This is a genomic window from Microbulbifer maximicatervae (SeqCode), assembly GCF_052467955.1.
In genome coordinates, this window is record NZ_CP174329.1 from 4,045,655 (window position 1) to 4,069,895 (window position 24,241).

Annotated in this window: 28 protein-coding genes; 10 read left to right on the forward strand and 18 right to left on the reverse strand. The window is 49.3% G+C overall.

From position 1 onward, the window contains the following. Positions 1-51: 51 nt before the first annotated feature. From ACJJI5_RS17405 to ACJJI5_RS17455, 11 genes are all read right to left on the reverse strand, one after another. Positions 52-285, reverse strand: coding sequence for a hypothetical protein (locus ACJJI5_RS17405; protein ID WP_445354759.1), 234 nt, complete (start codon positions 283-285; stop codon positions 52-54). A gap of 169 nt (positions 286-454) precedes the next feature. Continuing rightward, a complete protein-coding gene (locus ACJJI5_RS17410) occupies positions 455-2,011 on the reverse strand; it encodes a transposase (protein WP_445354760.1) in 1,557 nt (518 codons plus the stop codon). A 183-nt stretch (positions 2,012-2,194) separates the two neighbouring features. Next, a complete protein-coding gene (locus ACJJI5_RS17415; RefSeq protein WP_445354761.1) occupies positions 2,195-2,653 on the reverse strand; it encodes a hypothetical protein in 459 nt (152 codons plus the stop codon). A 95-nt stretch (positions 2,654-2,748) separates the two neighbouring features. Then, positions 2,749-3,243, reverse strand: a complete 495-nt coding sequence (locus tag ACJJI5_RS17420; protein ID WP_444895873.1) for an NUDIX domain-containing protein — start codon at positions 3,241-3,243, stop codon at positions 2,749-2,751. Then, the gene (locus ACJJI5_RS17425) at positions 3,240-3,530 is read right to left on the reverse strand and encodes a hypothetical protein (protein WP_445354762.1); all 291 of its coding nucleotides are present in this window, start codon (positions 3,528-3,530) and stop codon (positions 3,240-3,242) included. Before ACJJI5_RS17425 ends, ACJJI5_RS17420 begins: the two co-directional genes overlap by 4 nt. A 104-nt stretch (positions 3,531-3,634) precedes the next feature. After that, positions 3,635-4,081 carry a T6SS immunity protein Tdi1 domain-containing protein gene (locus ACJJI5_RS17430; protein ID WP_445354763.1) on the reverse strand — a complete coding sequence of 149 codons (447 nt, stop codon included), beginning with the start codon at positions 4,079-4,081 and terminating at the stop codon, positions 3,635-3,637. A gap of 156 nt (positions 4,082-4,237) precedes the next feature. Next, entirely contained in the window at positions 4,238-4,633 is a 396-nt protein-coding gene (locus ACJJI5_RS17435) for a hypothetical protein (RefSeq protein WP_445354764.1), read from the reverse strand. 70 nt (positions 4,634-4,703) lie between these two features. Continuing rightward, entirely contained in the window at positions 4,704-5,093 is a 390-nt protein-coding gene (locus ACJJI5_RS17440; protein WP_413662489.1) for a DUF6678 family protein, read from the reverse strand. Between the two features lie 64 nt (positions 5,094-5,157). After that, complete coding sequence (locus ACJJI5_RS17445; RefSeq protein WP_445354765.1) at positions 5,158-6,366, reverse strand: IS91 family transposase; 1,209 nt, start codon at positions 6,364-6,366, stop codon at positions 5,158-5,160. A gap of 148 nt (positions 6,367-6,514) precedes the next feature. Further along, entirely contained in the window at positions 6,515-6,913 is a 399-nt protein-coding gene (locus ACJJI5_RS17450; RefSeq protein ID WP_445354766.1) for a hypothetical protein, read from the reverse strand. 73 nt (positions 6,914-6,986) lie between these two features. Beyond that, positions 6,987-7,319 carry an immunity protein Imm33 domain-containing protein gene (locus ACJJI5_RS17455; protein ID WP_444932599.1) on the reverse strand — a complete coding sequence of 111 codons (333 nt, stop codon included), beginning with the start codon at positions 7,317-7,319 and terminating at the stop codon, positions 6,987-6,989. Positions 7,320-8,140: 821 nt separating this feature from the next. Here ACJJI5_RS17455 and mutS point away from each other — a divergent pair. The 4 genes from mutS (at position 8,141) to ACJJI5_RS17475 (ending at position 12,218) form a co-directional block, all read left to right on the forward strand. After that, positions 8,141-10,792 carry a DNA mismatch repair protein MutS gene (gene mutS / locus ACJJI5_RS17460; RefSeq protein WP_445354767.1) on the forward strand — a complete coding sequence of 884 codons (2,652 nt, stop codon included), beginning with the start codon at positions 8,141-8,143 and terminating at the stop codon, positions 10,790-10,792. 139 nt (positions 10,793-10,931) lie between these two features. Further along, a complete protein-coding gene (fdxA, locus tag ACJJI5_RS17465; protein WP_108732342.1) occupies positions 10,932-11,255 on the forward strand; it encodes a ferredoxin FdxA in 324 nt (107 codons plus the stop codon). A gap of 63 nt (positions 11,256-11,318) precedes the next feature. Continuing rightward, the gene (locus ACJJI5_RS17470) at positions 11,319-12,014 is read left to right on the forward strand and encodes a polysaccharide deacetylase family protein (protein WP_445354768.1); all 696 of its coding nucleotides are present in this window, start codon (positions 11,319-11,321) and stop codon (positions 12,012-12,014) included. A gap of 45 nt (positions 12,015-12,059) precedes the next feature. Then, a complete protein-coding gene (locus ACJJI5_RS17475) occupies positions 12,060-12,218 on the forward strand; it encodes a DUF1328 domain-containing protein (protein ID WP_282931841.1) in 159 nt (52 codons plus the stop codon). Positions 12,219-12,243: 25 nt separating this feature from the next. Here the strand turns inward: ACJJI5_RS17475 and ACJJI5_RS17480 are convergent, their stop codons facing one another. Beyond that, positions 12,244-12,786, reverse strand: coding sequence for a carboxymuconolactone decarboxylase family protein (locus tag ACJJI5_RS17480; protein WP_444898118.1), 543 nt, complete (start codon positions 12,784-12,786; stop codon positions 12,244-12,246). A gap of 82 nt (positions 12,787-12,868) precedes the next feature. Between ACJJI5_RS17480 and dinB the strand changes: the two genes are divergently transcribed. The 4 genes from dinB to ACJJI5_RS17500 all read left to right on the forward strand — a co-directional run bounded on the left by dinB (position 12,869) and on the right by ACJJI5_RS17500 (position 15,827). Then, positions 12,869-13,945 (forward strand): DNA polymerase IV, encoded by a 1,077-nt coding sequence (dinB, locus tag ACJJI5_RS17485; protein WP_445354769.1) that lies wholly within the window; start codon positions 12,869-12,871, stop codon positions 13,943-13,945. Positions 13,946-14,218: 273 nt separating this feature from the next. Next, positions 14,219-14,746, forward strand: coding sequence for an RNA polymerase sigma factor (locus ACJJI5_RS17490; protein ID WP_445354770.1), 528 nt, complete (start codon positions 14,219-14,221; stop codon positions 14,744-14,746). A gap of 13 nt (positions 14,747-14,759) precedes the next feature. Next, positions 14,760-15,224, forward strand: coding sequence for a hypothetical protein (locus tag ACJJI5_RS17495; protein WP_444898121.1), 465 nt, complete (start codon positions 14,760-14,762; stop codon positions 15,222-15,224). Positions 15,225-15,299: 75 nt separating this feature from the next. Further along, entirely contained in the window at positions 15,300-15,827 is a 528-nt protein-coding gene (locus ACJJI5_RS17500) for a hypothetical protein (RefSeq protein ID WP_445354771.1), read from the forward strand. A gap of 89 nt (positions 15,828-15,916) precedes the next feature. Here ACJJI5_RS17500 and ACJJI5_RS17505 read toward each other — a convergent pair whose 3' ends face one another. The 6 genes from ACJJI5_RS17505 to ACJJI5_RS17530 are packed head-to-tail and all read right to left on the reverse strand — an operon-like array spanning position 15,917 to position 20,971. After that, positions 15,917-16,375, reverse strand: a complete 459-nt coding sequence (locus ACJJI5_RS17505) for a MaoC family dehydratase (protein WP_445354772.1) — start codon at positions 16,373-16,375, stop codon at positions 15,917-15,919. A gap of 49 nt (positions 16,376-16,424) precedes the next feature. Continuing rightward, positions 16,425-17,201 (reverse strand): SDR family NAD(P)-dependent oxidoreductase, encoded by a 777-nt coding sequence (locus ACJJI5_RS17510; RefSeq protein WP_444898124.1) that lies wholly within the window; start codon positions 17,199-17,201, stop codon positions 16,425-16,427. Between the two features lie 2 nt (positions 17,202-17,203). Continuing rightward, entirely contained in the window at positions 17,204-17,980 is a 777-nt protein-coding gene (locus ACJJI5_RS17515; RefSeq protein WP_282931833.1) for an SDR family oxidoreductase, read from the reverse strand. 24 nt (positions 17,981-18,004) lie between these two features. Further along, a complete protein-coding gene (locus ACJJI5_RS17520; RefSeq protein WP_445354773.1) occupies positions 18,005-19,057 on the reverse strand; it encodes a phosphotransferase in 1,053 nt (350 codons plus the stop codon). Next, positions 19,050-20,282 carry an acyl-CoA dehydrogenase family protein gene (locus tag ACJJI5_RS17525; protein ID WP_413664908.1) on the reverse strand — a complete coding sequence of 411 codons (1,233 nt, stop codon included), beginning with the start codon at positions 20,280-20,282 and terminating at the stop codon, positions 19,050-19,052. The genes ACJJI5_RS17520 and ACJJI5_RS17525 overlap by 8 nt, the downstream gene beginning before the upstream one ends. A 14-nt stretch (positions 20,283-20,296) precedes the next feature. Continuing rightward, positions 20,297-20,971 carry a histidine phosphatase family protein gene (locus ACJJI5_RS17530; protein ID WP_445354774.1) on the reverse strand — a complete coding sequence of 225 codons (675 nt, stop codon included), beginning with the start codon at positions 20,969-20,971 and terminating at the stop codon, positions 20,297-20,299. 108 nt (positions 20,972-21,079) lie between these two features. Here ACJJI5_RS17530 and ACJJI5_RS17535 point away from each other — a divergent pair, with 108 nt between their 5' ends. Then, a complete protein-coding gene (locus ACJJI5_RS17535; protein ID WP_444905975.1) occupies positions 21,080-21,973 on the forward strand; it encodes a LysR family transcriptional regulator in 894 nt (297 codons plus the stop codon). Between the two features lie 225 nt (positions 21,974-22,198). Beyond that, positions 22,199-24,235 (forward strand): oxidoreductase, encoded by a 2,037-nt coding sequence (locus ACJJI5_RS17540; protein WP_413664906.1) that lies wholly within the window; start codon positions 22,199-22,201, stop codon positions 24,233-24,235. Positions 24,236-24,241 lie beyond the last annotated feature (6 nt).

Sequence of the window (24,241 nt, forward strand, 5' to 3'; positions counted from 1 at the left end):
ACGGACTCGCAGTATAGCACCATGAAACCATCCCCGATTTTTTGTATGATGCTAACCCCACTGCCCCAAAACGACGACGGATATTGACACCACCAAAAACAGTAAAGCAGCAATAGTAAGCGTTGAAACTAAAATGTACTTGTTGCGATGGAGAGCATACGAACCAAAGGTTAGCTTCGATACAATGCTACCCACTGCGACTGGCGCACCTATAGCTAGGGCTATAGCCATCCAGGGACCTATTGCCTGAATGATTGTGCCTGCGCCGACGAATAATGCTTCCATTCCAAACTCCATCGAGTACACCTAACGAGGCTGTAGAAAAACAGTTTTAGAAAAAGCTGCCAATCCTCAGGCTCCTCTAATTAAAATTTCGGGCTAAATTTAGCTATACCACCAAATTTCTTTCATTGTATTAAATTTAGGCGTCTTGACGCCCTTAATTCATCCTCAATCAGTGAATACTGCCATATCTCATCAACTTTTCAATGTTATGTACCAAGCAGAACATCCGCCATTGTCCCTGAACCTTACTTTTTCCTCGTAGCGAGAAGCGATTTAATCGCTTGTTGGTACCGATGTTCCCAAACACAGGCTCAACAACAGACATTCGATGCCCATAAATGGTCTTGCCTTCGATACTATCAACCCGCTTTTTCATCCAGTCAGTGGCTGTCCGTCCGTTTGTCCAAGTTAGGGATACTTGCCTTCCATGTCCTTTTCGAGAGTCGGCAGAATCTGGATTTCGCATGCACTGATTTTTAAGGCTGCATTTCCTGCAGTCAGTAAGGCGCCCTTCGAACATTAGTTTTTTCTTACCTTCACTGACATGCTCTTCTTTTAACAAGAGCATGGTTTTTTCTGCTGGACAGATGCAGGTTTTCTTTTTCTTGTTGAATGTAAATTCACTAGCAGGGATAGTCTGCTGGACATTAGCCCCACCTTTTTGTTTGCGCTTGCCATGCTTGGTTTTTTGCTTAGCAAAAGCTTTATCACGCGAACGGAATTTATTGTCAGGTATGTAGGCATTGATGCCGTTCTCTCGCAGGTAGCTGTAGTTAGCGTCGTTAGAGAACCCAGTATCAGCAGTAATGATGACCTGTTTGGCCAAGATGTCTTCATCTATTCCTATATGCTGATAATGGCAACTGATGCCATCGAGAATAGGCTTCAGTGTATGATGTTCTTGCCCCTCACCAAAGGCCTGTGCTTCAACGACTATCTGATGCTTCCTATCAACTGCGGCAACACCGTTATAGCCCTGGATGGTTCCCTTGCTGGTAGTCATCTTGGCTGATTCATTGTCCGTGATATTACTTTTTACCTCTTTAGGGTTTTTACCTTGCCCCATTCTGGGAGAGTGATTCTTTAAGAACTGATCAATTTTATCAAAGTGTTTCTGCAGAGTATCAGCCGCTTTAGCTACTGCTTGCTTTCGTTCTTTTTCTTTAGGTTTCCTGCCATCAAGCCTCTTATGCTCTTTGAGGCAATGTTTGATCTTCTTGCGAATTTTTTCCTGCTTCTGTTCTAGCTCTTTAAAAGTCCCCGAATGTTCTTTGCTGGCATTGGATGGCATCTTGCACCCATCTATTGCAAAAAGTTCGTTGCCAAGCAGCCCCTGCTGATCGCAGACCAGTAACACTTGCTCAAACACCGACTCAATCGCATCAGGATAACTGCTTACAAAACTTGCAATACTAGTAAAATGCGGAACGGTATCGCATGACAGTGCTTTGAAGAGGATATTTTTCTCACATTGCCATTGAATTTCACGGCTTGAGGTAATGCCTTTTGAGTAAGCAAACAATATGATTTTCAGGAGGATAGCTGGATCATAAGCTGTTCGTCCGCCGCTATCATTTTGATATTTTTTATGGAAGACAGAGAGGTCGATATGGTCATCAATCAAATGATGAAGTGTAAACTCAAAGGTTTCAGGTTGTAGTTGTTCTTCGAAATTGATGACGACCATTGCATCTTGGTTGTAATCGTAACGTTTGAAATTGGGCATATGGATAATCTCGACATCAAGACCTCCATTTTAACAAAAAAGCTACCTTCTAAGAGTTTTTCTACGGCCTGAACGTTGCCAGTAGAGGCGGCCTACGCTGTGTGTGTGCGCGCAGCGCATAGCGTAGGCCGTCCTGCGGAGGCGCGCAGCGCCGGAGCGTACTGCCTGGCTAGGTTAGGTGACTTACCGATAAATAAGTTCGCCATTCTTCTTTACAAATACAGGTTCTGTTACTGTAAGTCTCTGTCCATCTCTATAAGCAACGGTTTTTAGCTCTAACTGAAAGAACCTGTCGTCCGAATAAAACCATTTAGTTACTGTTGTTTTTACGTTTTCATACTTAGTTCCTGGTGCACCTAATTTACCGAGATTTGCATGTTCGATTTTACTCATGTCGGTTACATGCAGGTCACCTGCCCCGAAGATAATTAAGTAACATTGTGAAGACTCTTCTTTGTAGCAAAGCGCATAAGCGCTTTTCCACTTATTCCACTTTCCTTGGTCAATGGCTAGCGAAAGTTTCTCTCGTGAAATATTTTTGAATTCAGAGATCCGGCTCAAAGTATCTACAAGATCACACTCACCACAAGCAGTCGCTTGTGAAGTAAGAGCTAAAAAAATAGTTAAAAGTATTGATCTCATATTCACCTAACGCCGGTCACACAGGCGAGCGAAACGAAGTGTAGCGAGTCCAGCCAAATGCTGGTTTTTGCATTTGGCGATTGTGCTGGCCCTTGTTATGCATTTTCTTTCGCTAGCCATTTTTTGATCAGTGGTATTGAACCCTTCCCAAAGCTCCAAGACTCTAACTCTTTGCGAGATAGCAACTTGTATGAATCATTCTCTTCGTTGAGGATGATTTCACCCTCTGCTCTAGCATAGTACCCGATCATTACTTGGTTAAGGTTTTCATATATTGAGGTCGTGATAAGTTCAATATAGGTAGTTTCTAAATTTAGTTCTTCGCGAATTTCACGCATTGCGGCTTTTTGTGGATCTTCGTTAGTATCAATAAAGCCAGAGACTAAAGAATACTTCCAATCTGGCCACTCAACGTTATGAGTCACAATGTATTTTCCATCATGTTCCACCAGAACGATTGCAACAGGAGTAGGGTTTTCCCAGAAGATAAACTCGCAAGCATTAGTACTGCAGCATAGTTTATAACCTGACTCTACTAATCGTTCTTCAAGTTTGTGGCTACAGACTGGACAATATTTGAAACTGCTCAAACTTCAACCTCTTCTAGCTTTCTTTTAAGGTCATGGTTAATCTCTTTAGCAGAGTAAATCTTTGGCTTGCTTTTATAGCCTTCAGTATCAACTTGATAATTAATCGAGAACACTTCATCTCCATCTTTTTCAAGTTTGAAGCACAAAAATTCCTCCCAGCGTCCCGCCCAACCAGAAGTAACCGAAAGAGTGTAGCCGTCCTTTTGGTAGGTACTCCCCTTCAATTTATCAAATCTAGTTCTAGAAAACCCAAGATTTGAAACCAAATAGTCAGTAAGTTCTTTCATGTGTATAAAACTTAGCGCCGCCATAACCGGTTTGGGTAAAGTGGCGGCTTTTTTGCGTCAGCGAAAAAGATGACGCTTTACCCAAATCCGAGTTCATGGCCTTGTTATGAGGGTGCATTGATCACTTTAAGATCAACTTTATCACCAGCTTTTAGATCTTTCAGCTGGTATCCGTAGCTTCCAGAAACACGGATTAACTCGACAAACGATATGCTTTGAACATTATCACCATAATATTCACCACCTAACACACCAGGTATTACAAGATAATATTTTCTACCTTCAGGAAGAACCCCAAGCCTACTTATAGCGTCCGATGCAATTTCTTCCATGTACCAATCTTCTATAAAATCCGGCTGTTTAACTAAGACTCTAAAATCTTCAGTAGACTCGGAAATAACCTTACAATAAACGTCTTCTGGAGATAACCTCCAGATTTTTCCTTCAATATCTCTAAGAATGATATTTCCAAATGAGTTTTCATCTATAACATCGATAGGGACAATTCCTGTCCATCCCCATGAATTTCGAACCTCTTCGATGATATTCATATGTGATTACTCATAACGCCCGCAACAGGGGCGACCAATGCTATGCACATTTTGTGCGAAACTGGGAGCGAAGCGATCCGCACAAAATGTGCATAGCGTTGGGCGTCCCGCGGAGGCCCGAAGGGCCGGAGCATCCTGCTTGCGTTTGTTATGAATTTAGCACGCCACTTCACGAATCTCTTCAATTGCAGGTAACCCAGAAAAAATGCCGACTAGCCCAGACACATAGGTAGTCTTACCAATACACCCTTCCATCTCGGAGTGAACGCTGCCATTTCTAATTGCTGTGTCGGAGAACAACAGTAAACTCAATACGTTAGCTGGAGGCTGTGTCTGTAAATTAATATGATCTTTTGATGGGATTAATACTAAAACATTGCCTCTAGGCGGTTTGTACATATAACCGACAACTTGAACATTCTTGCCATAGTAATTTTCAAACATACCGACAACCATAGGCACATCTCCTCGCATAAACCCGCCGGACGGCTTATTACTACAAGCGGTCAGCCCCAAGAGAACTAGTAGTAGTATTGATTTAGTATTTCTCATGAATTCATAACGCCCGCAACACCGGGCCGTTTTGAGCGCAGCGGAAAACGGGTCCGAGTGCTTGCGTTTGTTATACGAAAACTGGTTGCTGGTCTGCATATCCCCATACCCTGTAACACCCATTTTCTAAGGAGTATGGGATATTGTACTTTTTCAGAACAGTTGCTATAAAGCCACTGAAGTCAGTAATTCTATCACTCAAAAGGTTGCCCCTTCGCTCTCTTTTGAATGGGTCAATATCCATCCACTCGATACAGCTAGATTGACCGTAGCGAACCCATTCCCAATCAAGCAGCGAAAACCCAGGCATTGCCTCTAAGTCTCGTAGATATTTAAGCCTTACTTGAGGTTCGAAATCACTGTTACTTGTAATGGCATTAGCGAGTTCTCGCCACTTTGTTTTGTTCATATACGAAACAAGGTGCCGCTCTTCAATAAATTTTAGTGTTTCTTCGTTCATTGCCTACGTATAACGCTTAGATAACCTGCACTGCAGGCGGTAAAAAAATGAACTGGCATTGAATTTAGGCCGAACTAAAGAGGCCCATTCCTGCAGTGTCTGGTTCATCGCCATGTTGTACATTCCCGCCGGCACTATCTTGCCGAGCCGCCCCCTTTATAAAGGAAATTCCTTTTTTCGCCTTAGACCACACTCTGCCAGTCAACTTTGTAGATTCATGGCACTGCCCACACTCTACCACCAGATCTTGGATTTGCAATCCAGCTGGGAGTCGTTGATCTTTCATTAAACCCACTTGATTACTACATAGATCGTGCTTTTTCTTATTGCACCCAGCATATAATCCATAACTCCGTACCATGTGTTTTCCTATTGGAGGTATGTGCTGCAAGACACGTCTTAAGAACTCTTCAGGCTTTAATCTTAGTCGCTTGCGTCGCTGGTCACGGTGATCAAAATAACGAAATTCCGGCCCCTTATGATCCACGTTTAATATCTGCTTTGGCTTCAGCGGGCCACCTTTGATATATCGTGAAAAATACAGAAGCACTCCTTGTCCATGCTCATATCGATCCTGAATACGAACTGACCATTCTTTGCGATAGCAAGCTTTAAAGAGAATATCAAACTGGCCAATGGGCCAACTGGGAGGCAGCTTGATTAGCCCAGCACGATACTGCTCTAGTAACAGCGCTTGAAACTTTCCCCTATAAAGACTCTTAACCACTCGCACAGGTAATAAATACTCACCTGTTTCTTTCCAGTTTTCTCTTAAAGTCAGACCGCCAGCGGTGATCAGGCAGTGTATATGTGGATGTAAAGTTAACTGTCTTCCCCAAGTATGCAGAGCCATAAGCATCCCGGGGGTTACGCTGTGATAGTCCTTACTTGCCATCAATTCAAATAGCGTTTCTTTACTCGACAAAAAGAGTATATCTGTAAGCTTCTCCTCGTTGTATTGCCATATCGGCAGATACTCATGAGGTATAGTAAAGACCACATGAAAATGTTCTGTATCAAATAATTTACGACGCTGCTGATCAACCCACTGGAGCTGTTTTCTGCCTGAGCAAAGGGGGCAACTTCTATGCCTACAAGAATGATGCTGCTCAGTGACATGGTTGTGCTTACAACGATAATAACTGCTTCCCATCGATTTTGTACGGCATTCTTGTATCGAGGAGATAGCCTTTAAATTTTTTAGTGGTTGCGCAGTTTTAGATAAATAACCACTGTACGCAGAAAATATATTTTGCAATACCCGGTTATGCATTTTCTAAAATGCCTCTTATAATTTAAAAGTGGCACCACTCCCGCGCAGCGGGTTTGTACAACGCTCTAATAACCGGCAGCCGAAGCGTCGCGTAGGCTGTCCGGCGCGCGCCTTTCGCGCGCGAAGTTCATTAGCTTGTTAAGCATGGCTACCTAACAAGCTTCAATGCTCGACGGTTATATGCTTCTGCAAAATTTACATTCTCAGAGCACGTAGATGGATCCAAACTTAACCCTAAAGATTTACACCCTAGAGGGTCCGTGACATACCCGATTTTTACAGAGCTACCTTCCAGTGAGCGTAGAAATTCGAGCGCATCCTTACGATCCAAGCCATAGAGATAGAGCCGACTACTCTCAATACGGCCTTTGAATACTATGAAGCCTTGATCGAAATCTGATTTAGCTTCCTCAGCGCCCATCTCGGCACCAGCTTCATTAGAGGAAACCTCCTCAATAACCTTCTCACTACTTTGTATTTGTGTAAATAACACAGCCGAAAGAGTAAGAAGAACCGCTACCCCCAAAATCACTATATTCTTAGACATATGCTTAACGCCTAAAGCACTTGCGTCAAAACTAAAGCGAAGCGGCAGTTTTGACGTCGGGTGCCTTTACTTGTTACATGCTGGTGAGCTGTGGATCATGCCAAACATCCACATACTCTCCAGCTATTAAAAATCTATAACCCGGCGGCAATGCAAGATATTGCTCCACTTCAGGTAAATATTCTGAGATATGTCTAACGTGCAATGGCTTGAAAAAATCTGCATCTTGAGACATTTCTTCGCCGCACCAAATATACCAACCACATGTTCCGTTTTCTGGATTATGTCGCAAGCCATTGATTGGGACCTTGCCAATGGTTTCGATAGCAATACCTAGCTTCTCTTTACCCATGCAAGGAAAAGGTAGAGTATTGAATCTTTTACATACATCCTCTTGACTAGACACAATTTTTCCTAAGGCATGTAACAGTTAATTCAAAAGCAGCGTCTATATATCACCCTTCTATATAATTCTACCGCCCTCAATCAAAGCCCGCTTAAAAACCCAATAAAATCAAAAAAATACATTGAGTGTCACGAAACGAAACAAGTAGATATAAAGCAGCGTCTTTATAATTCCGCGCTCTCCCTGCTTTATATCACTTTTCACATCCTTTAAAAATCAACAAGTTATAGAATTTTTCCCAGAAATAGGAGCAGCGTCTTTTGAATTCTGATATACGAAGCAGGACTTAATTATCAGTACTGTATTTCATCAGCCTACTATGCACATATGTCCCAGCTGGAGGGATGCGCTACCGCGTAAAGAATTGGCTTGCTTAGTACTCGACCTTACTGAGTCAGGAATCTTTTTTGTTGAGATCAGCAGCAGATTCATTAGAGCAAAGAAAAGTGACGATCCCTACCTCAAAGACGAAAACGTCCCGCTTCCCTACAAGGCTCTCATAAAATCACAGGGTCGCTGCTGGCCATTTCACTTGCAGTTGATAAGCCATCCATAGTGGTTTGCCCCCCACTCTGCTATTCTGCGCCCCCTATAAAGAAGCCCTTCGAACTTTGGCCTGGACCTTTCTGTTCAGATCTTTCCCGATTGCATGCTTCAGGAACATCAGGTTTGGGCTTGCCGTTCATTATTTGATCGAACGCTTCTGCTTATTAAGCCCCCGAGGAAACCTGCCCCCTACCCCAATCTGAGCCGGCCGCCACTCCTGCGGGGCTCTTGGGGTTTGCGAACACTTTTGTAACTTACTGATTTTCTTAGAAAAAATGCCAAAAACCGCAAACAAGACCAAGGCCGCGAAACCCGAACACACCCCCATGATGCAACAATACATGCGCATCAAGGCCCAGCATCCTCAAGAGCTGGTGTTCTACCGCATGGGGGACTTTTACGAGCTGTTCTTTGATGATGCCAAGAAGGCGGCTGAGCTATTGGATGTCACCCTTACTGCCCGTGGCAAGTCCGGGGGGGAACCTATCCCCATGGCCGGTATTCCCTACCATGCAGCTGAGGGCTACTTGGCACGGCTGATTAAAGCTGGGGTTTCCGTTGCCATCTGTGAACAAATCGGTGATCCCGCCACCAGTAAGGGGCCGGTTGAACGCCAAGTAGTACGTATTGTTACTCCGGGCACGGTTACGGACGAGGCACTTCTCAACGATCGCCGCGATAACCTCCTGGCTGCTATTTCACACTTGGGCGATGTATTTGGCCTGGCACTGCTGGACCTGGCAACCGGTCGTTTTGTGGTTCAGGAAACAGATACTCTGGAAGCTCTGGCCGAGCAGGTGCAGCGCCACAATCCCGCTGAACTGCTTGCGCCGGAAGAGCTTAGCCTGCCGATTGAAATCGAACGCCGCGCGGGCGTGCGCCGCCGGGCACCTTGGGAGTTCGAGCTGGAGAGCGCTTTGCGTCTGCTCAACCAGCAATTCGGCACCATGAACCTGGAGGCCTTTGGTTGTAGCCATATGCACGGTGCTGTGATCGCTGCCGGCTGCTTGCTGCAATATGCACGGGACACCCAGCGTACCGAGCTGCCCCATATTCGCGGCCTGCTGACGGAAAGTGGTGATGAGACAGTCGCCTTGGATGGTGCCAGCCGCCGCAATCTGGAGATTGATCTGAACCTGAACGGTGGCGATGACAATACCCTATTGTCGGTCTTCGATAGCTGTAAAACCGCTATGGGTAGCCGCTTGCTGCGCCGCTGGTTTAACAACCCCTTGCGCCAGCTGACTACCTTGCGCAACCGCCAGGATGCCATCGCAGCATTAATTGCCGATTATGGCTTTGAGCCTCTGCGTGATGCCCTCAAACCTGTGGGCGATATGGAGCGAATCCTGGGCCGTTTGGCACTGCGCTCTGCACGCCCTCGGGATTTGGCTCGCCTGGGCCAGTCCCTGGCTCAATTCCCGGAAATTCAGCAACAGTTGGCGGAATCTGACGCAACTTTATTGAGTGAATTGTGCAGCCAGATCGGCGAGTGGCCAGAAACCGTAGAGCTGCTGCAAGATGCCATTATTGAAAACCCTCCGGTGGTAATTCGCGACGGTGGCGTTATTGCTGCCGGTTATGACGAAGAACTGGACGAGCTGCGCGCTATCAGTGAAAACGCCGGCGATTACCTGGTGCAACTGGAGCAGCGGGAAAAAGAGCGCACCGGTATTCCCACCCTTAAGGTGGGTTACAACCGGGTGCACGGCTACTTTATTGAAATCAGTCGCGGGCAAAGCGATAAGGCGCCAGCTGAATACATTCGCCGCCAGACCCTGAAAAATGCAGAGCGCTTTATCACGCCCGAGCTAAAGGAGTTTGAAGACAAGGCGCTCTCCGCCAAGAGCCGCGCGCTGGCTCGTGAAAAGGCGCTGTACGAAGAGCTGATCAATCAGCTGAATGAGTCCCTGGCAGAGCTCCAAGCCGCTGCTGCGGGTATCTCCGAATTAGACGTGCTGGCATGCTTGGCCGAGCGCGCTGACGATTTGCGCCTGTGCCGCCCAGAACTGGGCACTGAGCCAGGCCTGCATATTACCGGCGGGCGCCACCCGGTGGTGGAGCAGGTATTGGACGAGCCCTTTGTGGCCAACGATATTGAGTTGCACGACGACCGCCGCATGCTGGTAATTACCGGTCCGAATATGGGCGGTAAATCTACCTATATGCGCCAGACAGCATTGATTGCCCTGTTGGCCCACTGTGGCAGTTACGTACCCGCCGACAGTGCCCAGATCGGCTTGCTGGATCGTATCTTCACTCGCATCGGCAGTGCCGATGACCTGGCCGGTGGCCGCTCCACCTTTATGGTGGAAATGACCGAGACCGCCAATATCCTGCGCAATGCCACCGAGCACAGTTTGGTACTGATGGATGAGATTGGCCGTGGTACCAGCACTTACGACGGCCTGTCCCTGGCCTGGGCCTGTGCCCACTACCTGGCAGGGGAAGTGCGCGCCTTTACGCTGTTCGCCACCCATTACTTTGAACTGACTGACCTGCCCAACCAGTGCCCTGAAGCCGCCAACATCCACTTGGATGCCACCGAGCACGGCGAGGGAATTGTCTTCCTGCACCGCATCCAGGAAGGGCCCGCCTCTAAAAGTTACGGGTTGCAGGTGGCCAAACTGGCCGGTATCCCCAGTGATGTATTGACCGAGGCCCGCGCGCGCTTGGCAGCATTGGAAGCCGGCGCCCAGTCGGTAGATGTGCCAGCTCCTATTGCTACGCCTGCATCGGCCCCCAAACAGGAGCCGGAAGAAGCCGCTGTGCCAATGGCTGCGGGCCCTGGTTCCCCCCAGCAGGTAGATCTGTTTGGCAGCCCGAGCCACCCGGCCGTGGATGCCCTTGAGGAGCTTGATCCAGACGATTTGACGCCACGCCAGGCACTGGAAGCGCTCTATTCTTTACGCAAGTTACTGAAGTAAAAGACCGGGCGACTCTAGTCGCCCAATTCATCCTGTTATAAACAGTGAACTAAATCGACTGAAAAGCCACTACAATTCGCGCCAGTAATTGATAAAATCCGCTGCACGAAGAATTCAGTGGCACTATCGAGGGACAAACATGACATTCGTAATTGGGGAAAACTGCATTAAGTGTAAATACACCGACTGTGTAGAGGTTTGCCCGGTAGACTGTTTTTACGAAGGCCCCAACTTCCTGGTAATTCACCCAGACGAGTGTATCGACTGCGCCCTGTGTGAGCCGGAGTGCCCCGCCAACGCGATTTTCTCTGAGGATGAGGTTCCGGACGATCAGCAGGAATTTATCGAGTTGAACGCAGAACTCGCCGAGGTATGGCCCAATATTACAGAGAAGAAAGACCCATTACCGGATGCCGAGGAGTGGGACGGCAAGAAGGGCAAGCTGGACCAGCTGGAGCGCTAAACAAGTTCAAAGAAAAAAAGCCGTCATTGACGGCTTTTTTTCTATCTGTGGAAAACCCAAAAAATGAAAATAATAATTAATGCTATTTGCATTTGGCTTTTTGTATTTTCAATCTGTGCCCAGGCAATTACCGGCAAGGATAAATGGGTAGCGCTTATTTTTGATGAGGGGCCCTCCCCCGACAAAACCGAGCCACTGTTAAAGCGGCTCGAATCTTTGGACGTGACCGCCACTTTTTTCCCTACAGGGCAGGAAATGGAAAGGTACCCGGAACAGACCCAGGCAATCATTCAGGCTGGACATCAGTTAGGTAACCATGGTTACTCACACACAAACCTTTCCCAGATGCCTTTGAGTAGTGCCAGGGAAGAGATTAAAAAAACCTGTCGGCTACTACAAAGTAATGGCTATACCAGCAAGCCCATGTTTCTCCCTCCTCACGGAAAGATGTCTGACGAGCTGGGCACGCTTTTAAGCGATCACCAGTTCAAGATTGCTCACTGGGATATCGATCCTACTGAGCAACTGCAAGCAGGCGGCGCTCAAGTCGCAGCTGACTATATATCCCAAAAGGCAAAAGACGGAAGTGTGGTTCTGCTGCATCCCATGTATGGTCAGCACCATCAGGTAATGGAGGCCCTGCCCCTCATTACTGCGCAACTCAGGCAAAAGGGCTTCCAGTTTGCCACACTGGAGCAACTAACCCTGATGAAAGCAGGCGACCATTTGGAACCTGTGGAGCGGGACTCTATCAATTAGCGGAACGGGAGCCCAAGGCTCCCTCCACTCTATTGGGAGCCTCTTATGTTGCGCTGGGCTGTCACCTTTCTGGTTATTGCGCTGATCGCCGCCTTCTTTGGCTTTAGTGGCATCGCTTCGACCGCAACTGAAATAGCCAAGATTCTCTTCTTTATTTTCCTTGTGATGTTTGTGCTGGCACTAATTTTCGGCAGACCCAAGTAGAACAGCCGCCCAAGGGCGCCTGTTATTACTTCTTGTGAGGCACTCGGGTCGGCGCCAGGCTGAGCACTTCAGCAATGTGATTGGCCCCCAGTACCATCTCCATTACGCCCAATGCCTCAAGAATCTCATCATCACCGGCACCGAGCTTTCGCGCAGCGGCAATCAGGTGCTCGCGATGGTCATCAGGGGCGCTGTTGGCATTGCGCGCCAAGTCAAACAGGGCGTGCTCTTTTTCAGAAAAGTGCACATGCTTGGGGTCAGTGCGAATCCGCATCACTTCATCGGTTTCCACCCCAAGCATTTGCAGGGACATACTGTGATGGTAAATGCCATAGTCACAGTGGTTATCGGCTGAGACTGCCAGGCCAATGGCTTCTTTCAGCTGCGCCGACAAACAGCCGTGAATCATCACCGTCTTAAACTTGTACCAGTTTGCCTCAAGCAATCCCGGGTGTTGGGCGTAGACACGGAACAGACTGGGGATTCCCCCCAGCTCGTCATCAATCTCAGCAAAAACCCTGGCTACATCATCGGAAGTTGGGTGCTCGACCAACGGAATACTGCTCATTATTCACCTACCTGTCATCGCCGGGTGTCCAAGTGGCATAAATTACTTTCTGGCACGACATAACACTGTATATAATCACAGCATGAGAAAGATTATCCACTGTGATTGTGACTGCTTCTACGCTGCGGTCGAAATGCGTGACGATCCCAATCTCCGTGGACGCCCTTTGGCCGTTGGAGGCAGTAGCGACCGTCGCGGAGTGATCTCTACCTGCAACTATGAAGCCCGCAGCTATGGGGTTCGCTCCGCAATGCCTACCGCCCAGGCCAAGAAACTGTGCCCTGATTTGATTGTAGTACCCGGTAACATGGCTAAGTACCGGGAGGTCAGCGGGCAGATACGGGAGATATTTCTCGACTATTGCGATGATATTGAGCCCCTATCTCTGGACGAAGCCTTCCTGGATGTCACCGACAGTGGCCGCTGCCACGGCAGCGCTACTCTAATCGCTGAGGAAATCCGGCAAAGGGTGCGCGATACCCTGGGTATCACTATTTCTGCCGGGGTGGCCCCGAATAAATTCCTGGCCAAAATTGCCAGTGATTGGCAGAAGCCTGACGGATTGACAGTCATTACGCCGAGCGAGGTCGATCAATTTGTTTTGCGCCTGCCTATCAACAAAATACACGGAGTGGGACGGGTGACCGCAGAGAAAATGCATCGACAAGGCATTCGCACTTGCGCGGATTTACGCAATTTTTCACAAGTTGAACTGAGTAAGAAGTTTGGCAAATTTGGCCGCCGCCTTTACGACCTTTGCCGTGGTGTTGACGATCGCCCGGTAAGCGGCGATGGCTCCCGCAAGAGTGTTAGTGTCGAGCGCACCTTTCGCGAAGACTTATCCAGTTTTGACGAATGGCTGGAACAGCTGACAGAGCTGTATATGCGTCTGCTGGAGCGGCTGGAAAAACTCGGCGATCGTTACGAAGTAAATGGTGCCACCGTTAAAGTAAAGTACGCAGATTTTACTACCAGCACCCACGAGCGCAGCAGCCGTGCCGGGCGCATTTCTGAATTCCGCCAGCTACTGCAGGAGTGTCGGGAAAAACGCCCTGCTCCCATCCGCCTTCTTGGGGTAGGCCTGCGACTCACAGACCTCCGGGCGGGGCAAGGCCCTGTCCAATTGCCACTACCCTTGCCGGAGCAAGCCTCTTTTTGACGTTTGATGGCTTAATTAGGCGCATCATCACCTATCGATAAATCTGGCGTTGGCCCTTACCCGAGCAACCACCTCTCAAACCAGGGGCAACTATACTTCGCAAGCCCGAAGATTCGTATCTGTCGTACCGTGACATCGGCTGAAATTATAAGTACTGGCCAGAGAATAATTGCGACGCAGAACCATACTACAATCTTCTTTATTGACGCCGCATAAACCAATACTCGGCCAGTGGTTCGAGGCGGGATAATTTGCGTACGGAGGCTCAAGACATTGTCTCTCAAAGAGTTACGCCAGCTATCTGACGAGGCGCTATTCCAATACTACAAGGAGTCGCGCAAACCTGCTGTGTTCCGTCAACTCTACGGCCGTCATAAAGATTCCCTGTATCGCTACTGTATGCAAATGGCGCCGTCTTCATCCACTTTACTCTTGCAAAAACTCTGGCATGGTCTTTTGGAAAATCCGCCAGAATTGCACGGGCGCCTGCTTAAGAGTTGGCTTTACATCCAAGTCAATAAATTGCTCAAGCTTGAGGAATTTTCCAGTTCGAAGAAATCCGCGCAAGAGTCTCCCCAGCAGAATAGAATTCTCGCAGCGATTCAAAATTTACCTTCTCAATTGCGCAATGTTTTATTACTGCATATGGAATGCAAGCTGCCACTGGCAACCGTGGCTGACATCGAGCAGCTCTCTCTCAATAAATGCCGCACCCTATATCATCGCGCCCGAACCGCACTGGACGAAGCGATATACGGTTCGGAGAGAAGACCTTGGCAAGTAGAAGTTATCGAAGAGTAATCGAGTTAATGCTATGAGCAATTGGGAAAATCAATATTTTAAAGAAGCCGAGACGTTGACTTCCCCGCAGCAGCTGGATGACGATCTATATAAAACAGCCCAAACCTATAAGCCGAAAGTAAACGTCAATCATCTACTCTCTCGTGCAACAGTAAGTTGTAGCTTGGTAACCGCCTTGCTATTGCTTCTTCATCCAGCCCAACACCTGGGTGCCTTCACTCACAAAGCAAATTCCACCGAGCAGCATTTGTACGAGCCGGCGTTAAGGGATTGGAAAGAAACTGTGATGGCAGTTACCCCAGCACCAGATCCCTGGCTCGCACTACGCAATCAGGTAAATAGTGGCGAGTATGTTGCCTTGTGCCACTATTGGCGGGCAGAACAGCAGGATGCAAGTGAAGAATCCCTACCCGATGAATTACGTAAAAGTGCTAAGCGTCACTGCCGGATTTTATCGAGCACGGCTTCAAGGAGCTAGAAACAACTGATATCAAGTTCAAGCGGCCAATTCGAATTCTCACTCCCCATACAGTCCCAACTTAGCCACTACACTGTGGTGGGCATCTACGGTGCCGGTGGTCCTTCTGCCGGAGAAAATCCGGTACTAAAGTCAGTAATCAACCAACTTCATGGGCGGATATTCTCCCACACTCGAAAGCTCACTATTTACCGTTACCTTAAAAATGGGGTTTCGCGCAAAAAAGCAACGATATTGTTTGGCTACAGCAGAGGGGGAAATGCTGCGATAAAAATCGCCAATGCACTTGGCCGGCAAGGCATCTCTATACAATGCCTGGTGATATTTGATGCCCACAGCATCAATGACAAAAGAAAATTCAAACTCAAATATGACAATATCAAAAGGGCTTACAACTTCTTTCAAAGAAACCCCAGAACCGCTGGAAAATATGGCTGGTGGGGTATAAACCCCTATTGGGGATGCACCCTATTCTCACCATTTATCGAAGTCCAACAGTTTGACTTTACTGGTGAGTACTACAAAAAAGGTATTCCCGCTTCTCACTTGAACATTGTTCGCATGGGTCTCAACACCCTTAAACAAGAAGAAACATTTTTGTAAACTCGCCTTAAACAACTCTCAAACAGATCGAAACCACCACTTTCCTCTGCGACTTAGAAACATGGTGGTCCGGCCTGATACTGATCCCACTAGGTAATCTGTAGGAAAATCCACTCTGCAACTAAAGCTGGCTTCGCCTCACCCTCTATTTCCATTGTTACCATCAGCTTAATTTGATAGTGGGACTCTTTTTTCTCCATAATATCCAGTATTTTCCCAAATACGCGCACCCGGCTACCGGTCTTTACCGGGTTGATAAAGCGGACTTTATCCAAACCATAATTCACCCCCATATAAGCACCTGTAACCGTTATCTGTAGAGCCCCTACAAAATAAGGCAGCAGTGACAGTGATAGAAAACCATGGGCAACCGTTCCCCCAAAAGGCGTTTTCGCCGCGGCCTCTGGGTCTACATGAATAAACTGTCGATCCAAGGTGCACTCAGCAAAGCTATCAACTCTCTGCTGGTCAATTTCAAACCAATCTGTGGGCTCTGTTTCAAAACCAATGTAATAGCCGAGGCGATCAGGTGAAATTTCTACAGGCATCGAAGGCTCCTTTTCGATTCTCTATTCGCTTTCTCAGCGACTCCCAACCTCAATAGGCCGAGAGGCCGCCATCTACTGCCAGTGCCTGCCCGGTAATGTAAGTCATTTTTGGGGAAACCAGCATCAACATGGCCGCTACGACTTCTTCCGGCTTGCCCAGGCGTTTCATCGGGCATCCCTCAGCGAGAAACGCTTGAACTTGTTCAGGGCTGGCATCTTCAGTTGCAATATCGGTAACCATCGGGGTGAGGCAATAGAAGGGGCAAATTGCGTTTACACGGATACCGTACTTGGCGTTTTCCATCGCTGCCGTTTTGGTCAGGCCGATCACACCATGTTTTGCCGCTGCGTAAGAGGCAATCTTGGGAGCGCCGCCCAGCCCCGCCATAGAGGAAACATTCAGTACAGCTCCGCCGGTCATCTTCAATAGGGGCAACTGGTGTTTAAGCCCCAGGAAAACACCCTTAAGGTTAACGTTGTACTGAAGGTCCATCATGGCCTCATCTGTCTGCTTGAGAGACATCATCGGAGGCGCGATTCCGGCATTGTTAACTGCGATATCCAGCTGTCCAAACTCTGACTGAGCCAATTGCGCCAGAGCCGCGCAATCAGACTCTTGGGAAACATCACAGCGCTGGGCGCGCACAGCAATATTTTGGCTTCCCAGTTTGTCCGCCAACTGCATCAAAGCCTCTTCATTGATATCTCCCAATACTAAACGAGCGCCCCGAGAACCAAGCTCCTCGGCCAGTAATTTTCCAAATCCACTGGCAGCACCGGTTATCAGTGCGACTTTATCGCTAAAATCGAGAATTGGATCATGCATGGTTAAATCCCCCCACAAGAAGTCAAACCACCATCTACAACGACACACTCGCCGGTCGTATAACTGGAAGCATCGGAGACCAAGTACAAAACGGTACCCGCCATCTCTTCCGGCTCCGCATGGCGGTGCATGGGAATATGGCCAACCGCAGTTTTATAAATATCCTCGTGGGAAAACAATGCCCCGGCGAATTTGGTTTTTGTAAGCCCTGGTAGTAAAGCATTCACCCGGATATTAAATTGCGCACACTCCTTGGCAAACGCTTTGGTCATATTGACTACCGCCGCCTTGGTGATTGAATAAATACCCTGCCCTACACCCGGTTGCAAGGCATTCACTGAGGCGGTATTTACAATAACGCCACCACCCTGCTCTCGCATCAATTTGCCGGCTTCTACCGACATAAAGAAATAACCGCGTATATTGACCTCTACCGTCTTTTCGAAGGCCGCTAGATCAGTATCAAGAATATGCCCAAAATAAGGGTTGGTTGCCGCATTGTTGACTAAAATATCCAAGCGACCAAATCGCTCGCGAATATCGCCAATAACCTGCTGGATATTATCCATGTTGCCAATATGGCAGGGGATTGCATCGGCACAGCCACCGGCATCCACAATTGCGTCGGCTACGGCCTGACACCCCTCAATTTTTCTGCTGGAAACCAAAACATGGGCACCCTGCTCAGCCAAAAGTTTTGCGATGGCCTCACCAATACCTCGACTGGCACCCGTCACCAGGGCAATTTTTCCCGAGAGATCAAAAATATTCTTTGCCATTTCTTATCCTTATAATTTAAAAAGTTAACCGTTAGCAGCGATATCCAATGCAGCTTGTGCGAGGGGTTCTACCAGGGCTCCCAGTTTTGCCGCATTTTTATTGGAGGCATTGCCGTCTTTTGCACGCTTCACCACCCCCTGAACAATCGCTGCCAGGCGAAAGAAGCTAAATGCCAGATAAAACGGCCAATTATCAATCCCATCAATACCCATTCGCTGGCAGTATTTGGCCACATACTCTTTTTCGGAGGGGATGCCCAAGGCCTTTATATCCAAGCCTAATAGGCCGGACATTTTGTCTTTGCCGGCGGGCATTCGCATTTGCATACACTGGTAAGCGAGGTCGGCATAGGGATGTCCCAGTGTGGAAAGCTCCCAATCCAAAAGCGCTATGACCCTGGGCTCCTGAGGATGGAAAATCATATTATCGAGCCGGTAATCACCGTGCACCAATGCGATACGCCCATCATCATCCGGTAAAACGTCACCCAACCAGGCCATCAACTCATCCATTGCGGCAATGGGCTCCAGCTCAGAGGCTCGATATTGAGTGCTCCAGCGGTCCAGCTGCCGCTGGAAATAATTACCTGGTCGGCCGTAATCCGAAAGACCGACGGCATTAATATCCAAACTGTGCATGGCCGCCAGTACACGATTCATTTCATCGTACATAGCGCTGCGCTGCTCGGCGTCAACTTCCGGCAGTGCCGCATTCCAAAATATCCGGCCCTCACAATATTCCATTAAATAAAACATAGAACCGATTAGGTCCCGGTCCTCACAGAGGTGCAATACCTTGGGCACCGGCACATTAGTATCGGCGAGTGCCGACATTACCCGGTACTCCCGATCTACGGCATGGGCAGATTTCAATAACTTGCCGGGAGGCTGGCGCCGCAAAACATAAGATCGCGCCGGGGTTTGCAACTTGAACGTGGGGTTAGACTGGCCACCGGGAAATTTGGTGACCGTTACAGGCCCATTGAAACCGTCGACTTTGCCGGACAAATATTCTTGCAGTCGCTCAACAGGCAGCTCTTCCACAGAGCTGCGCAAATTGTTTACCGTCTCAGTCACTGAGTCCTCCATGATTTTCCGCGGCGGCATAGTGAGCAGCCAGGTTTCTGCCCAACTGCATCATATGGACTTGATCGGGACCATCCGCCAGACGGATGGTCCGAGCATAGGCATAGTGATGGGCGAGACTGTAATCCTGCCCCAATCCCGCGGCGCCGTGAATCTGTATGGCGCGATCTATTACCTTACAAGCCATCTGTGGCGCGACAATTTTTATCATCGCGATTAAATCTTTGGCCGCCTTATTGCCCAACCGATCCATTTGCGCAGCGGCCTTCAGAGTCAGCAGGCGTGCCTGCTCAATTTCGCAGGCAGATTTGGCAATATCTTCCCGCACTGATCCCTGCTTGCTCATCGGGCGGCCAAAAACAATGCGCTGCTCCGCGCGTGCCGACATCATCTCCAGCGCTCTTTGTGCCTGGCCAATCAACCGCATACAGTGGTGTATCCTGCCCGGCCCCAAGCGTCCCTGGGCAATTTCAAAACCGCGCCCCTCTCCAAGAATTAAATGGCTTGCGGGCACCCGGACATTTTCAAAAATCACCTCTGCATGCCCTTCCGGTGCATCGTCATAACCGAATACCGTCATCGGGCGAACTATTTTGACTCCAGGCGTATCGGTGGGCACCAGGATTTGCGATTGCTGCTGGTGACGATTGGGATTTTCCGGGTCGGTCTTACCCATCACGATCATCACTTTACAGCGTTTATTCATCAGGCCACTGATATAAAACTTGTGGCCGTTAATAACGTAACTATCGCCATCGCGGGTAATCGACGTTTCAATATTAGTGGCATCGGAGGAGGCAACCCGGGGTTCGGTCATAGCAAAGGCAGAGCGGATTTTTCCATCCAAAAGCGGGGTTAACCATTGTTCCCGCTGGGCCTCAGAACCGTACTGAGCCAAAACTTCCATATTGCCGGTATCCGGGGCATTACAGTTAAATACCTCCGATGCAAAAAGCACTTTCCCCATTTCCTCAGCCAGGGGGGCATACTCCAGGTTATTGAGCCCGGCACCGTAACGGGAATCCGGCAAGAACAGATTCCAGAGTTCCGCTTCCCGGGCTTTAATCTTTAATTCTGCCAAAATCGCCGGCTCTCCCCAGCGATCCTCCTGCAATTGCTGCATAAATATCGCTTCGGCGGGATAGATATACTCCTGCATAAAATTTTGCAGGCGTTCCAGCAGTCCTTTTACCTTGTCTGAGTATTCAAATTCCATCGCTACCTGCCCGATCAACTGTAAGTGATATGTTCGTGACGCCCATCCCGATCCAGGTGCGGCACATGATTGAAACTGTGCAGACTGATATTTTCTGCACTGAAAAATAAACGGCTAACGGCTGTGTTTTGGATTTGCATATTGAGATTGGCGACGGTGGAAGTTGAGCCGCCCAATATTTGCGTCAACATCATGGCAATGGCACCGCCCGAACTAACAACCAAGGTTCGGCTGCCTTTGGGGCTATCACAAATGTTTTTAAGCGCATCTGCGATTCTGGCTTCAAAATGCGACCAGGTTTCCGGTGGACTGATGTCACCGGCGGCCCAAGCCAGCATCCCCTGCTTCAAGAATCGATAAAAATCGGCGCGACTGGCACCTGCTCCCGGTGCCTGATCCGGGTATAGCTCACTGTAATGCTTGGCAACCGCTAGAAAATCAAATTCATTAAGCTGGGGGAGTACACTGCGAGTATTTTCACTGGGGAGTTCCAACCCCTCGCAAATACCGTCCAAAGTTTGCCGATGCCGAGTTAGGTTGCCGCACAGCAGCCGGTCGAAACGAATACCCTTATCCCGCCAGTATTCACCCAACCAGCGCGACTGTTGCCAGCCAGTATCGGAGAGATTGTCATAGTCATCGGCCCCAAATGAAGCCTGTCCGTGACGTACCAGAATAAATTCAGCCACCTATTTCCCTCCCCTTTTGATCTCCCCAACCCTATCCCCAGCATTTGAATCATCAAAGTTTATTATGCGAATATTGAATCATTCATGAGAGTGATGACGGTGGCAGCAATGCAATTACAGCGAATCGACATGAACCTCTTTCCCGTGCTGGAGGCGATATACGCAACCCGAAACCTGACTCGTGCCGCTGAGCAACTGCACATCACCCAGCCGGCTGTCAGTAATGCTCTGGCACGACTTCGCCGTACGTTAGACGACCCACTATTCACTCGCAGTCCCACCGGTATGGCACCGACGCCACTGACTGAAAGTATTATGCCGAAGGTCCAGGAAGCTCTTTCTCTACTGGGGGCAAGCCTTAGCGAGCAGCGTCACTTTGTGCCACAGGAAGCCAGAAAAACCTTGCGCCTCTCCATGAACGATATGGCGGAGACTTTCCTTTTACCCAGGCTGCTGGAAGTGCTGGAGCAGGAGGCCCCAGGTATTACTGTCGAGTCTTTCCAGGTCCCAAGGGAGCAGCTGGTCAAGGAACTGGCCGCCAACACGCTGGACTTTGCCCTGGATGTTCCCGTACCCACTTCCCCACAGATAAAACAACAGCGACTGATGAACGATCGCTACCTGTGTATGTTGCGCCACGATCACCCCTTGGCGGATTCCGCCAGCCTTACCCTGGAACAGTACCTGAAGCTGGAACATATCCATGTCTCCAGCCGTCGCAGTGGTCCTGGCCTGGAAGATATTGCCCTGAACAAGTTAGGGCGCCGTCGCAATGTGAAATTGAGGGTCCAGCACTACCGGGTCGCACCGTTAGTGGTATTGAGAACCGACCTGGCACTGACAGTCCCCGCCAGCCTGGCGCGACAGTACTCAGCCCGATTGTTTGAGCTTCCGTTTCAAATACCGCAAATGGACTGGCACCTGCTGTGGCATAAAAATCAACACGACGACCCAGCCAATCAATGGCTGCGAAACAAGTTGGTAAGCTTGGTAGAGGAGTAAATGAGCCTCTGTATACGTCGAGACAGGGAACCCTTAAAAAACACTTTATTTATAGATGAGAATGGGACGCATCAAGGTTAGATAGGGCCCGTAATTGATCACTGAATTCGACCGGTTAAGTCACTGTTTCACAGTGGGCCGTCTTGTTATCCTGCTGGGCAACGATATGCACCTTTTTGCATATACATAAATGAACCCTAAAGGTTACAAGAAGAGAAATTTGCCATGTCCCAAGCCTACCCTAATATGCTTGCCCCCCTGGACCTGGGCTTCACCACCCTGAAAAACCGGGTGCTGATGGGCTCCATGCACACCAACCTGGAAGAACACCCCAATGGCTTCACCCGTTTGGCGGCCTTTTTTGCCGAACGTGCCCGCGGTGGCGTTGGCCTGATTGTAACCGGTGGTATTGCCCCGAACGAAGAGAGTGGCGTATTCCAGGGCGCTTCGAAGATGACCACTTCGGAAGAAGCCCAGCAGCACCGCGAAGTCACCGATGCTGTTCACGCTGAGGGCGGCAAGATCTGTATGCAGATCCTGCACACCGGCCGCTACGCCTACAACGAAAACCTGATCGCACCCTCTCCCATCCAGGCGCCGATCAACCCCTTCACCCCGCGCGAATTGACCAGCGAGGAAATCGAAGGCCAGATCGATGACTATGTACGCTGCGCCACCCTGGCTCGCGAAGCCGGCTATGACGGTGTGGAGATCATGGGCTCCGAGGGTTACTTTATTAACCAGTTCATCGTGAAACGCACCAACAAGCGTACCGATGAATGGGGCGGCTCCTTCGAAAACCGTATCCGCCTGCCGATCGAAGTTGTGCGCCGCGTACGGGAAGCCGTCGGCGAGAACTTTATTATTATTTACCGCCTGTCCATGTTGGACCTGGTAGAAGATGGCAGTGACTTCGATGAAGTAGTGGCTCTGGGCCAGGCTATCGAAAAAGCTGGCGCCACAATTATCAATACCGGCATCGGCTGGCACGAAGCGCGAGTTCCCACTATTGCCACCAGTGTTCCCCGCGCGGCATTTACCGATATCACCGCCAAGGTGAAAAAGCACCTGTCTATCCCGGTAGTCGCCAGCAACCGTATCAATGTGCCGGAAGTCGCCGAAGAAGTTCTGTCCTCCGGCCAGGCTGACATGATCTCCATGGCACGCCCCTTCCTGGCAGACTCTGAGTTCGTCAACAAAGCCGCCGAAGGCCGTGCCGACGAGATCAACACTTGCATCGGTTGTAACCAAGCCTGTCTGGACCACACCTTCCAGCTGAAACTGACCTCCTGCCTGGTAAACCCCCGCGCTTGTCACGAAACCGAATTGAACTACCTGCCTACGGACAACGTGAAAAAGGTAGCTGTAATCGGCGCCGGCCCTGCGGGCATGGCCGCATCTACCGTTGCCGCAGAGCGTGGACACGAAGTAACCCTGTTCGAAGGCAGCGATAAGATTGGTGGCCAGTTCAATATCGCCAAGCAGATCCCCGGCAAGGCAGAATTCCAGGAAACCCTGCGCTACTTTAAGCGCCGCCTGGAAGTCACCGGTGTTGAAGTAAAACTTAATACCATCGCCACAGCGGAAGATCTGCAATCTTTTGATGAAGTGATTATTGCTACCGGTATCGAGCCGCGCACTCCACCGATCCCCGGCATTGAGAGCGATAAAGTCCTGGGTTACCTGGATGTACTGAAGCACAAGAAGCCGGTTGGCGAGAAGGTTGCCATTATCGGTGCCGGCGGTATTGGCTTTGATGTAGCGGAGTACCTGACCCACGATGGCCCCCACTCCACTGAAGATGAAGTGGTCGCCAGCGATAAGGAAGAGTTCTTCAACGAATGGGGTGTCGATATTGCCCTGGAGAATCGCTCCGGCCTGAAGCCTCGCGAAGCAGTAAGCTCTCCGCGCCAGGTATACCTATTGCAACGCAAAACCACCAAAGTGGGCGCGGGCCTGGGTAAAACCACCGGCTGGATTCACCGCGGCAGCTTGCAGCATCGCAAGGTAGAGATGATTGCCGGTGCCCTTTATGACAAAATTGACGATAAAGGTCTGCATATCCGCGTTGGTGAAGAGGAAAAGGTACTGGAAGTCGACAATATTATTGTCTGCGCCGGTCAGGAGCCTGCACGCAAGCTATATGAAGCTCTGCAAGAGCGCGGCGTAACCACCCATCTGATTGGTGGCGCTGATGAAGCCGCAGAACTCGATGCCAAGCGCGCTATCGACCAGGGCTCACGTCTCGCTGCCGAGATCTAATCTCCC